This window comes from Corynebacterium sp. NPDC104732 (assembly GCF_055583565.1).
The window spans coordinates 118789-130276 of sequence record NZ_JBVJNS010000004.1 but is presented as its reverse complement, the minus strand read 5'-3'; the positions used below and the strand labels follow the sequence as shown (position 1 = coordinate 130276).

At 54.8% G+C, this 11488-nt stretch carries 9 protein-coding genes; 5 read left to right on the top strand and 4 right to left on the bottom strand.

Features of this window, described 5'->3' with window-relative positions:
• Positions 1-239 precede the first annotated feature (239 nt).
• The 4 genes from ACZ6ZO_RS04555 to ACZ6ZO_RS04540 form a co-directional block, all read right to left on the bottom strand.
• Positions 240-797: a hypothetical protein gene (locus ACZ6ZO_RS04555; protein ID WP_465290907.1), complete on the bottom strand. Its 558-nt coding sequence runs from the start codon at positions 795-797 to the stop codon at positions 240-242.
• Between the two features lie 98 nt (positions 798-895).
• Positions 896-1243, bottom strand: coding sequence for a metallopeptidase family protein (locus ACZ6ZO_RS04550; RefSeq protein WP_182385225.1), 348 nt, complete (start codon positions 1241-1243; stop codon positions 896-898).
• Complete coding sequence (locus tag ACZ6ZO_RS04545) at positions 1240-2235, bottom strand: septum formation family protein (protein ID WP_465290905.1); 996 nt, start codon at positions 2233-2235, stop codon at positions 1240-1242. Before ACZ6ZO_RS04545 ends, ACZ6ZO_RS04550 begins: the two co-directional genes overlap by 4 nt.
• A gap of 33 nt (positions 2236-2268) precedes the next feature.
• The gene (locus ACZ6ZO_RS04540) at positions 2269-3021 is read right to left on the bottom strand and encodes a GntR family transcriptional regulator (RefSeq protein ID WP_182385227.1); all 753 of its coding nucleotides are present in this window, start codon (positions 3019-3021) and stop codon (positions 2269-2271) included.
• Positions 3022-3639: 618 nt separating this feature from the next.
• Between ACZ6ZO_RS04540 and serS the strand changes: the two genes are divergently transcribed.
• The 5 genes from serS to ACZ6ZO_RS04515 all read left to right on the top strand — a co-directional run bounded on the left by serS (position 3640) and on the right by ACZ6ZO_RS04515 (position 11477).
• Positions 3640-4899 (top strand): serine--tRNA ligase, encoded by a 1260-nt coding sequence (gene serS / locus ACZ6ZO_RS04535; RefSeq protein WP_182385228.1) that lies wholly within the window; start codon positions 3640-3642, stop codon positions 4897-4899.
• 7 nt (positions 4900-4906) lie between these two features.
• Positions 4907-5878, top strand: a complete 972-nt coding sequence (locus tag ACZ6ZO_RS04530; protein WP_465290903.1) for a lysophospholipid acyltransferase family protein — start codon at positions 4907-4909, stop codon at positions 5876-5878.
• Entirely contained in the window at positions 5868-6698 is an 831-nt protein-coding gene (locus ACZ6ZO_RS04525) for an HAD family hydrolase (RefSeq protein ID WP_465290901.1), read from the top strand. Before ACZ6ZO_RS04530 ends, ACZ6ZO_RS04525 begins: the two co-directional genes overlap by 11 nt.
• A gap of 245 nt (positions 6699-6943) precedes the next feature.
• The gene (locus ACZ6ZO_RS04520) at positions 6944-10780 is read left to right on the top strand and encodes a DUF6923 family protein (RefSeq protein ID WP_465290899.1); all 3837 of its coding nucleotides are present in this window, start codon (positions 6944-6946) and stop codon (positions 10778-10780) included.
• A gap of 28 nt (positions 10781-10808) precedes the next feature.
• Positions 10809-11477: a hypothetical protein gene (locus tag ACZ6ZO_RS04515; protein ID WP_465290897.1), complete on the top strand. Its 669-nt coding sequence runs from the start codon at positions 10809-10811 to the stop codon at positions 11475-11477.
• Positions 11478-11488 lie beyond the last annotated feature (11 nt).

The following is an 11488-nucleotide window of genomic DNA, read 5'->3' as shown; positions in this document are numbered from 1 at the left end:
CATCTTCGCCTAGACCTAACGTTCACGGGCATACTGAGTGAGCCAAAAGGCTACTGCGGCGAGAACGAGGCACACAGTGGCGAGTGCTCCGTACAGCAAGAGTCTATCTGCGAAGCTTGCGACAGCAGTTGCTGCAAGAGGGCTACCCAAATGAGTTTTGCGATAGAGGTTGTAGCTGCCGTTAAGCACTCCCAGCATGGATGCAAAGCTCCCACAAAGGGCAAGGTATCCAATCGTTCTTAGGGTGTTATGTGATGGCATTGCTCTCCACGAAATGCGCCACTAACAAACAAGCGAGCACACATCATTCCTGGTTGTACGTTCAGATTGTGAATTCCTTGGTCGCCGACCATACCCCATGCGCATCCCAAGTGATTACCGTTGGAATGAGTAGCTACGATATGGCCGTTGATGTCACGGTTTTGATAGTCGATCCGGTAATTGCAAATGTTGGCAGCAGTCGTGTAGGTGGCTGTTTCGAAATCAATATGAGTTCCGGATCCATTGATTCGATGGAAGATTTGTCCGCTAGGAATGTTAACCTGTGCGCCGAAAACATCTGCCATAAAGCCCGGAACAAATGCGTATCCCGCAGCGCTCCGAAGTTGCTGGTCCGCCTCGCTGTTTGGGGAAACATAGTCGTAGCGAGAAGGGTCTGTGGACTGAACCGTTCCTCCGAGGACTGTCTCTCCTGCATTTAAGCGATGGTCTGCATCAAGTTCTGTGCTGTGGGCGAGTGGGCCTTGAAGAGCGCTGACTACGGTTACTAGCGCTAAAGTTTTTTTGGCGATGCTCATTGGAATTCCTTTCTATTAACGGGCATCGCTTTGATGGTAACTTGAAAAATTCTTATTGGCAATAACTTTCTAATGCTAAAATCTGAAATTCAGCCGTGCTATCCCCAACCGAGGGCGTGGAGTTCGTCGTCATCGAGGCCGAAGTAGTGGCCGATTTCGTGGACGACTGTGATGGTGACTTGTTCGATGAGTTCGTCTTCGGTGGTGCAGTAGTCCTGGAGGGCGCCGCGGTAGATCCAGATGGCGTCGGGGAGGTGCGCGGAGTAGTCGCTGGTGCGTTCGGGGAGTGCGACACCTTCGTAGAGTCCGAGGATGTGGGGGCCGTCGGGGTGGTAGTCCTCGATGAGGATGACGGTGTTTTCGAGTCGGCTGAGGAGCTCGCGGGGGACTCGGTCTAGTCCTTGGTCCACGAGCTCCTCGAAGCGTTCCTCGGAGACTTCGATCATGGTTCGCGGAGTGGGTTCCGGGTTGGCTGTGGCGGAGGTGGGGCGCCGTCGATGGTGAAGGCGTCCTTGGCTGAGCCCTGGAGGACCGAGAAGTTGCCGGCGTCGTTGGGCTTGAACAGTGCGCAGTTGACTGTGTGGGAGCCTCCGATCCAGGAGTTGGTGTTGATCGAGGTCCAGAACAGTTGCAGCGTGGAGTTGTAGAGGGCGTCGTCGCCACCGAGGTATTCGTGCGCTGCGGTCAGGCATTGTTCGTGGAGGAACTCGTCTTGCTCTTCCACTGTTGGCACGGTGTCGGGGAAGTGCTCCTTGAGGTTGATTTCCTTGGTTACCTCGAAGGAGTGGTCCTGCCCGCAGTCGACGGTTTGGGTGGAGCGAGCCGGGTCTACCAGGACGCAGGTGCCTTCCGGGTGGGTGCGTGACTGGTCTTGCTCTGTCGCACTGCCGGCGGTGAGCATCGGGATTCCGTTCTCGCCAGCAACTTGGAGGCCGCACAGCATGGTGCGGTCACCAGCTGCCCACGCTTCGGGAGGCGGGAGAATCGGGGCGATAGAGTAGCGACCCAGCGGATCGAACTGGCCTTTGAGGTATTCGATAGTGGGGCCCTTGCATAGCTCTTCGCGCAGTTGCGCCTGTCGAGTAACGTCCGGGGCGGGGGCCTTCGGGCCGAACTCCGACGACGGGTACGCAGCCAGGTTCTCGCGCGATGCCACTTCGTAGCGATGTTCCGACGAGCAATCTGTCTGGCCAAAGTTCGCAAAACTACCGTCCGGATTGACATCCCACGTCAGGCAGCTGCCGGTATCTGCGGTGGTGAAAGGTGCCGCCTCGCGCGCAGGCTTAACGACGCCACCACTGGAATTGGAGCCAGGTTTTGACGTCGGTAAGCCTGCAGATTGCGCAGAGTAGCCACCTATGCCGCATGCCGTGGCCAGCGCCATAATCAACGCAGCACGCACTGCCACGGAGCTACGCCAAGAATTCTGAGTAGTCATCAGATCCAATTGTGCCTAACCGATAGCCCAAAATCACATCTGGGCGCGAGTGACATGAGTCTTCAAAGTGTAGCGATCAGTCCGATAAAGCGAACTGCACCACTCCACTGCCAGGCCGTTCGACTGCGACTGGCGCACAATTTTCAACAGTGCGGTGCCGGGATCGACGTCGAGAAGCTCAGCAACCTCCTCGGTGGCATTGACCGCTGTCGCCGTCTGAATAGCATCAGTGACGGGCACGTTATACTCACTGGCCAAAATCGCGTACACCGAATTGTAAACATCGTTTTCCAACAGGTCAGGGACGTGCTTTGAGTTATACCACGCATCGTCAATCGCGTAGGGGATGCCGTTGCCTAACCGCAGACGGCGCAAATGAGTATGCGTCGCAGTCGAGCCGAAAAACTCTGCCACCTCAGCAGGGGCCGCGGCCCGAGCGGAAAGTAAAATCTTGCTCGAGGACTGCAGCTGCTGCGCTGCCATCTCCTGCGAAAACGATGCCAAATGCAATCGCGACACCAACGGGCTCGGAGCCACAAACGTACCTTTGCCACGAGCCCGCTTTAACACCCCTGATGCCACCAAATCACCAATCGCCCGCCGCACTGTAATGCGAGACACCCCATACGTCTCCTCCAATACCCGCTCGCCAGGCAACATGTCGCCAGGCGCGAGCTGCGTGGTGCACAGCTGCTCCAATATTTCACGCAGCTGGGCATGCTTAGGCTTCGAAGGGTCATCCAGGGCGGTGGCAGGTAAATCCGCTGCACTATTCAGAGCAGTCATACTATTAACAATACGCCCTACTGGTTATGACCACCGGGTTGACTGGTGAGTTACTGGTCACTTTTGGTGGTGGGGTTCTTGGTTCTCCCCGACATCACGGCCCCGACATTACCCTCCCGAAGTTCGGGGTCTTTGGGGGCATTCTCGGGGTCGTAATGTCGGGGCCTTGGTTCTAGTAGCGCCACCAGTCAAGTCGTAACACCCCAGTTATCCCACTGGCCCCAACAATCCCGCAACGTGCCTATGAATGAGGCTCGTTGCTCTTCTCCCCGACATTACCCTCCCGAAGTTCGGGGTGGCGGACCCATTTTTGGGGCATTCTCGGGGCCGTAATGTCGGGGCCTTAGCTTCGGCGACCCAATCTCGGGGCCGTAATGTCGGGGCCTTAGCTTCGGCGACCCAATCTCGGGGCCGTAATGTCGGGGCCTTAGCTTCGGCCACCCAATCTCGGGGCCGTAATGTCGGGGCCTTAGCTTCGGCCACCCAATCTCGGGGCCGTAATGTCGGGGGCGTGGGAAACCCGCAGCAATCTAGCCAGCCAACAAGCCCCCGTAGCCCAATCTGATAATGGCCTGGCGAGGCTGCCGAGGGATGCTGAAATGCGCTAGGGTTGACTACGTGATTGATCTCAAATTTCTCCGTGAAAACCCTGATGTTGTGCGTGCGTCCCAGGTCACTCGTGGGGAGGATCCAGCGCTGGTAGATGAGCTGCTTGCTGCTGATGAAGCACGCCGTGAAGCGATCCTTGCCGCGGATACTTTGCGTGGCGAGCAGAAGGCTTTTGGTAAGAAGATTGGCCAGGCCTCTCCGGAAGATCGCCCTGCTTTGTTGGAGGGTTCCAATGAGCTGAAGGAAAAGGTCAAGGACGCGGAGAAGGCGCAGGCTGAGGCTGAGCAAAAGGTCTTTGATCTGCAGATGCGGATCGACAACATTGTGGTTGGCGCTCCCGCTGGTGGCGAGGATGACTTTGTTGTCCTGGAGCATATTGGCGAGCCTACGAAGTTTGACTTTGAGCCGAAGGATCACTTGGAGCTGGGTGAGTCTTTGGGGCTTATTGATATGGAACGCGGCGCGAAGATTTCGGGCGCCCGTTTCTACTTCCTCACTGGTTATGGTGCGATGCTGCAGTTGGGCATGTTGAATTTGGCTGCGCAGAAGGCGATTGCTAACGGTTTCCAGTTGATGATCCCACCGGTGTTGGTTCGTCCTGAGGTTATGCAGGGCACTGGTTTCTTGGGCCAGCATGCGGATGAGGTGTACTACCTGGAGAAGGACGATATGTTCCTCGTCGGCACCTCTGAGGTTGCGCTGGCTGGCTACCACCAGGGCGAGATCATTGATTTGTCGCAGGGCCCGAAGCGGTATGCGGGCTGGTCGAGCTGCTTCCGCCGTGAAGCTGGTTCGCACGGCAAGGACACGCGCGGTATTTTGCGTGTCCACCAGTTCGACAAGCTGGAGATGTTCTCCTACTGCAAGCCTGAGGAAGCTGAGGCTGAGCACCAGCGACTGCTAAGCATGGAGCGCGAGATGCTCGCAGCGGTGGAGGTTCCGTACCGCATCATCGATGTTGCTGGCGGCGACCTTGGTTCTTCCGCAGCACGCAAGTTTGATACCGAGGCGTGGATTCCAACCCAAAACACGTACCGAGAGCTCACTTCAACTTCTAACTGCACCACGTTCCAGGCACGTCGCCTGCAGGTCCGTTATCGCGATGAGCAGGGTAAAGCACAGATTGCCGCTACGCTGAACGGTACGCTGGCCACTACGCGTTGGCTGGTAGCGATTCTGGAAAATAACCAGCAGGCGGATGGCTCTGTGGTCGTGCCGGAGGCGCTGCGTCCATACGTTGGTAAGGAAGTTCTTGAGCCGATTAAGTAGGGGTAGCATGTCCACCTTCGAGTTTCGTCGTTGCGGTGTGGCCTTCCTGCCGAAGGGGTTCAAGCCAGCTACTGCGCACCCGGAGAAAAAGGAGCCGTTTTACGGCAGTATTGTCCGCGTGGTGCGGCTCATGCTGCGTGCCCAGGGCATCAAGGTGTATGTCGAAGGCGCTGAACGTGTTCCTGCTTCGGGTGGCGCGCTGCTTGCCTTCAATCACACGGGCTACTTCGACTTCATTCTTGGAGGTGTCCCTGCATGGGCGAACGCGAAGCGTCTCGTTCGCTTCATGGCCAAGCGCGAGATTTTTGATATTCCGCTGGTCGGTAGTGCGATGCGGAAGATGCACCACATCAGTGTGGACCGTGCGGCAGGCGCGCAGTCGCTTGACGACGCCGTAGCCTCCCTCACAGCAGGCAACCTCGTTGGCATTTTCCCGGAAGCCACCATTTCTCGCAGCTTTGAGATCAAGGAATTGAAAAGCGGCGCCGCCCGAATCGCGCATAACGCCGACGTGCCACTGATCCCGGTGGTGATCTGGGGCTCTCAGCGGATTTGGACGAAGGATCTGCCGAAGAACCTCGTGCGTCCGAAGGTGCCGGTGTGGATCCGGGTGGGTGAACCCCTGCAACTCACTGGCGATGCGGATGTAGACACCGCTGCGTTGAAAACACAGCTGACTGAGCTGCTGGCCCAGCTTCGGAAAGACTATTCAGCAAAGTTTGGTCCTATTTCGCCAGGGCAGCCGTGGATGCCGGAATCGATGGGCGGGAATGCACCCTCCCCGAAACGCGCTGCGCTTCTAGCGTTGGAGGAACAGGAGCGTCGTCAAGTTGCGCGAGAGCGTAAGCGGGAGAAAAAGCTGCGCCGCCTGGACCTGCGGGCCGACCGCAAGGCAATGGACGTGTTGCGCTCGCGCGGCTGGTTCGGCCGGATGAAGGCCCGCATCGCCGCCGCGATTGAGGAGCGACGTGGTCACTGAGCCGCCGTTGCTCATCGCCAGCGACGTTGATGGCACGCTTATCGACGACCATGAGCGCATCCCCGCCACCGTGCGCAGCGCAATCCGACGCGCAGTATCAATGGGAACGGTGTTCGCTCTCGCCACCGGCCGACCACCACGGTGGATTCACCCTATCTTGGAGCAACTAGGGCTCACGCCCGTGTGCGTGTGTGCGAACGGCGCCATCGTCTACGACGCTGCCACCGACACCATGCTCGACGTGTGCAACCTCGCCCCCGACGCCTTGCAAACCATTGCCACCACAGTAGCAACGGTTCTGGAACCCCACGGCGGTGCAGGTTTTGCTGTCGAGCGAGCTGGAACCTCCGCCTGGGCACCAGAAAACGAACTATTTCTCGTGTCGCCAACCTACGTGCCCGCCTGGTTCTCCGAAGACAACGGCATGGTGGACCTAGACACCTTGTTGTCACAGCCAGCGATCAAGCTTCTCATCCGAAACGAAAAGCTCAGCTCAGCGGACATCTATGACCTGGTGGCGCCACGCATTCCCTCCCACCTTGCCCACGTCACCTTCTCCATCCCGGACGGGTTACTGGAAGTGGCCGCCCCAGGAATTACGAAGGCGCGGGGAGTGCAATACCTAGCGTCTCGAATTGGAGCGAGCCCAGCCGATGTCATTGCTTTTGGCGACATGCCCAACGACATCGAAATGCTGCAGTGGGCAGGACACGGAGTAGCCATGGCCAACGCAGTCCCAGAGCTACGATCCATCGCAGATGAAGTCACCCAAAGCAACAACGACGGCGGAATCGCCACCGTGCTGCAACGGTGGTTCTGAGGCAAAACAAGTTTTGCTCACAGAAGTAAAAATATGCGAAATGTATGCTATTTAGAGTATGCGTGTGTGGAAGCTGAGAACATTTTAGGAAAACTCTCGTATGCGTATTAATATAGTTCCATATGCTTCTAATCTGCCCTCGCCGTTGGGTAGTGGCTACCTATAGAGGAAATAAAATGAAGAGTTCGCAGCAGGCCTCGCGTGTTTTTCAAAAAGCATTGGCCCTCATGTGCAGCCTGGCGCTCATGACGAGCGGAACGATGAATATCGCATACGCGCAGGAAACGACTCTAATGTCGACGCCTTCACCGCAAACCGCCCCGGAGGAGGAAACGACACCGAACGCAACCGCTGAGCCAACTCTGCCAGTACTAGAGCAACCGATCCTCACACCACCGGAAACCGTCACCCCCACCGTTGCGCCCCTGGTCCACACATACCGGGCGGAAACAGAAAGTAAAGTTGCAGACGGCGAGGCTGCCAAAAACAAAGTAGTGCTTACGCTGGACCCGGCGCTGCTCGTAGATGGCATGTTGAGCATTGAACGAGATAAAGATGACGTTGAATTTCTTGGGCACGGGTCTGTGCTGCTTAATGGGCATCCTTTGCCAGAGGAAGACGCAGCTTCGATGCCTGAAGGGGAATCGCGAGGTGCCCGCATTGCCGTTAAGCTTCCTGAGGCAAGTTGGACAGTGGGAGACCATCTAGAGATTCAGTATGCAACCATTGAAGCGGATGCGGGTTCGGAATGGCGCCTGGTGAAAGATGGGGCAGAAGTCTTTTCCCTCCGAGACGACATGTCACATGCAGTGGAAGTCAGTGACCCGACTAGTGCCACAGCACAAACCACCACGACCAAAGCGCATCAGGTCCAAGTTCCCTCAAAAGACAAATTTAACAACGGAAAATGCGCAAATTCCTATGTTGGCAATATCTACTTTTACGCACCAGCCAATGTAAAAGCTACTCGCATTACAGTCAAACGAACAACAGCGCTAAACCTGTACATTCCGCCTGCTACGCAGTTCAATAGCGATACCCCTAATATAAAGGTCGCTGAATTTGAACGCATGTATCGAAATGAATACAAGCCGCTGTGGAATGATATTCGCCACAAAGAAATGGTGGTTAGATCTATTGATGATAAAACTCTGGAAATCATCATTCCTGACGGGATTACCATGGAAAAAGGGGAATATGTCAAGTTGACAAATGCATTTTCCTATTGTTCTGCTGGTGCCCCAGACAGAGATAACCTTGAAATTGCTGTCACTGGCGATACCCAAGACGGTGGTTTTTGTGAAGCGCGCCCACGGTACACCTTCCCAGCTCGTAACCTTGGAAACTCGGAAATCAATCGGTTGAGAACTGTCGATGGCGATGGCAACGGTAACCTCGTAGCTTCGCCATGGGATACCCTGAAAGGGGTTTCTGAGTCTGGAGGAAGTGATCCTTACCGAGTCTTTTTCCGGCCGAATGGCAACGATAATGAGTATGTGCTGCGACACGTGCCATTCCAAGGAACCGTCACGGACGGCTCCCAAGTAGTACCGCGCAAACCGAAGCGGGAGCTGTCCCAAATCGAGCGTGAAAATGGCACTAACGTGTACGTCTCTGAATCAAAAGCAAATGGCCAGGTGCGTTGGAAGTCATACGTTGCGCGACAGGATACCGGCACCGGTAGCTTTGTGCGCCTTGGAGGGCCGAACCAGGAAACCGGATGGATTATCAACTCATTGGCTTTTAATCCGCAAGACAACTGGTTATACGCAATCAGTCAGGGACGGTTAGGCGAAGACTGGGGTCGGTTAGCTGGGCAGACCGTGCAGGGGGATGCTCAGAATAAGTTCCGGCCAGTAATTACTGCAGAAGACCCATGCTTTCCTGCAGGGCATTTGCTTCAAATTGATCCCGAGACTGGTGAAGTCTATAACCTGGGTCGGGTAACCCCGAACGTGGCGAGTAAGGAATACGCTTTCCAAGGCAAAAAGCAGGCATATTGGCCTAATGACCTATGGGGCGGAATCAATGTCGGAGGCATTGACAAAGACGGAAACTACTACGTTGCCAACGCTTCAAAGTCTGGAACTGGAGCAGTGTACAAAGTCAACCTGAATGATGTCACCGCTACGCCCACAGACAATGGTAGAAAATGGCTCGCAAGCGGGATCCGGTTAGACAATGACTGGAATGGCGTGAGCGATCACTCCGGTCGAGCATGGTCAGAAGACTGGACGCCACTTTTCGTTCCGGAAAATACATCATGTCAGCCACAAACTAATTCTCCTTGTAAACAGCGTCAAGCTGGAAACTACATGTGGGGGATTAGCAATGGCTGGAACTCCCAAAATGGAGTGTGGATCGAGCGAATCAATCTGACTGATGGCAGTGTGCAGCGTTGGGATATTACTAATATTCGCACGCCCTCTGGTCAAGGTATTTCGAAACCTAATCAGTGGGGTAGAGCTTGGACATTTGGCAACGGCCTGCTTGGATTTGCTACAGCCAGTGTCGGTGCGAACGATAACGTTCTTCGCATCAAAGTGAATGAACCCGAATCAAACAACCCGTCGTTCCAGCTCATCTCGGTCAATGCCGTAGCAACCGCTTCCTACAACTCAAACGGCACTAGTTCCGTGGGGTTTGAGGAAAATGTTGTAGACCTGCAGATCAAGAAGACGCGTGCTGACATCACAGATCGAGATGGAAAATCGAGGATCAAGTGGGAAATCCAGGTCCGAAATTCCAGCGAGAAAAATGCTAGTACTGGGTTTACAGTGTTTGACACTATCCCCAAGGGATATCAGGTGGTTCGCCTGGAGTCGGGTGACTCGGGGGAGCAGGTTTCTGACGGTAAAAGTGTCCGCTTTGGACGTTGGTCGGCCTTCGTAAAGAAAGCAAATGACAATTACGTCATCGAAGGGCATCACGGTTCCTTGAAAGCTGGTGATACCGCGACCTTCTCGATCATCGCAGAACCAATCAACAATCTGGCTCTCCCTAAAGAATGCGTCGAAAATGTAGCTGGCGTCATCGGCATTGACCGCGACCCAAATACCAAGAAGATTGAGGTGGGAGCGAACGGCAAGGATGCGTTTGGTAACTCTTCTGGAACATACGGCGACCTGAACTATATCGGAAAAACGTATTCGGATATCGCCTCGGATGACTATTGCCGCAGTCGCCTCACTGTAATCAAACACGTCGAAGAAAACAGTGTGAAAACTGAGAAGGTTAATGGGTGGGCGTTTACCGCAGCAACCTCTGGCGATCAATCTATTCTGTTGGATGCTGGTAGTGGTGCCAAGCCTGAAGCAGTGAATGCTTCGACCTTAATTACAGGGCAGACCGGGCAAGGAAAATCTACTCACCCACAAGGTCAGGTGTCGTGGATCATCAATTCGATAGACGAACAAAAGATTCGCGTGACGGAAGATCTGGCTGGGCACGATGGTTTTAAGTTCAATTCTGTCAAATGTTCATTGGACGGTAAGAATCAAAATGCGACTGTAGAGAGCACAAAAGATAAACCGGAGTTTGTTGTCACCATCCCTAAAACAGCGAAGGTCACCTGCGAGGTCTGGAATGTGAAGCAGCCAGAAGAAGGCACCATCGCGATCCAGAAAGCGACTTACGATCCAGCAACAAAAGGGCCAATTAATACGGGCAACCTGGTCGGCTGGGCTTTTGAACTGCGAAAGAAGGACGCAACAACGCCTGCGATCGAACTGAAACCAGGTGATGGGACAAATACAGCAAAAGTTACCCCTGGCACCTACGTTCTAGTAGAGACGAAAGCGCCTGCAAACCACAGTCTCCTCCCACAACCCATCGAGTTCACCATCAAGCGCGGTAAGGACGCAAACCTGGAACTAGCTGATCTTGCCAATGGTGGCGGAGTTGTCACATTTGAAAACCCAAATGCCCAACGGCCGAACATTATTCTCACCGTCGCAGACCCCCAGACTGGTACTTTGCCAAAAACTGGTGGCAGCGGTGTAGCGATTCCGGCACTACTGGGAGTGATGCTAGTTCTGATAGGGGCGGTGTTGACACGGCGTCGTAAAGCGCACAGCGTTTAAAAGGGTGACGGCAGTTAAACTGTCCACCATGACTTCAACCGACAAGGAACTGCCCAGCTTCATGCAGCACCCGGACAAGGTGGACCGGATTCTCTTCGCAACCCTCATGATCATGGCGATATACGGGTTTGCGCTGATCCCGTTCCGGGCAGTACTCCTGCTAGAGCACACGTTCTTGTACACGTGGCTCTCCGGTTCGAGTCTGTCGGTGCTTATTTTGGCGGCGCAAAATCCGGATCGACCAGTGTTCCTAGGGTTCGTGGTGCTGGTGGCGGCACTTTCTATGGTGAAGTTTCTGCCCTTGTACTACTGGATGGGGAAGAAATGGGGCCCGGAGTTCATCACTATGAGCTTCGGAGGTCACCCGCCCCGCTGGTTCAGGAAGCTGGAAGGTTTCATCTACCGGCGCATTGATGTCAGTCTGTTTGCTTCCTACATCCCGTTTTCGCCGATTCCCGCGACGATCGTGGTGGCGATCGGTGGCATTGCCAAAGTGAAGGGCTGGTTGGTGAGCATCTACGTTGTGTTGTTTGCGACGATGCTGAAATGCTTCTACCTGTATTTGGGCTTGCGGTTCGGCGAAGGGATTCAGTCTTCGCTAGAAACCATCGATAAATATGTCATGCGGATAACCCTGGCACTGATTGCGTGGATGTTCATCTCCATTTGGTGGAAGAACAAGAAGAAAGCACAGTAGGCTCAGGGCCG

Bases quoted from the DNA above. Each gene is read 5' to 3' on its own strand.
- ACZ6ZO_RS04555 (WP_465290907.1), bottom strand. From the start codon at position 797: ATGAGCATCGCCAAAAAAACTTTAGCGCTAGTAACCGTAGTCAGCGCT.
- ACZ6ZO_RS04550 (WP_182385225.1), bottom strand. From the start codon at position 1,243: ATGATCGAAGTCTCCGAGGAACGCTTCGAGGAGCTCGTGGACCAAGGA.
- ACZ6ZO_RS04545 (WP_465290905.1), bottom strand. From the start codon at position 2,235: ATGACTACTCAGAATTCTTGGCGTAGCTCCGTGGCAGTGCGTGCTGCG.
- ACZ6ZO_RS04540 (WP_182385227.1), bottom strand. From the start codon at position 3,021: ATGACTGCTCTGAATAGTGCAGCGGATTTACCTGCCACCGCCCTGGAT.
- ACZ6ZO_RS04530 (WP_465290903.1), top strand. From the start codon at position 4,907: ATGTCCACCTTCGAGTTTCGTCGTTGCGGTGTGGCCTTCCTGCCGAAG.
- ACZ6ZO_RS04520 (WP_465290899.1), top strand. From the start codon at position 6,944: ATGACGAGCGGAACGATGAATATCGCATACGCGCAGGAAACGACTCTA.
- ACZ6ZO_RS04515 (WP_465290897.1), top strand. From the start codon at position 10,809: ATGACTTCAACCGACAAGGAACTGCCCAGCTTCATGCAGCACCCGGAC.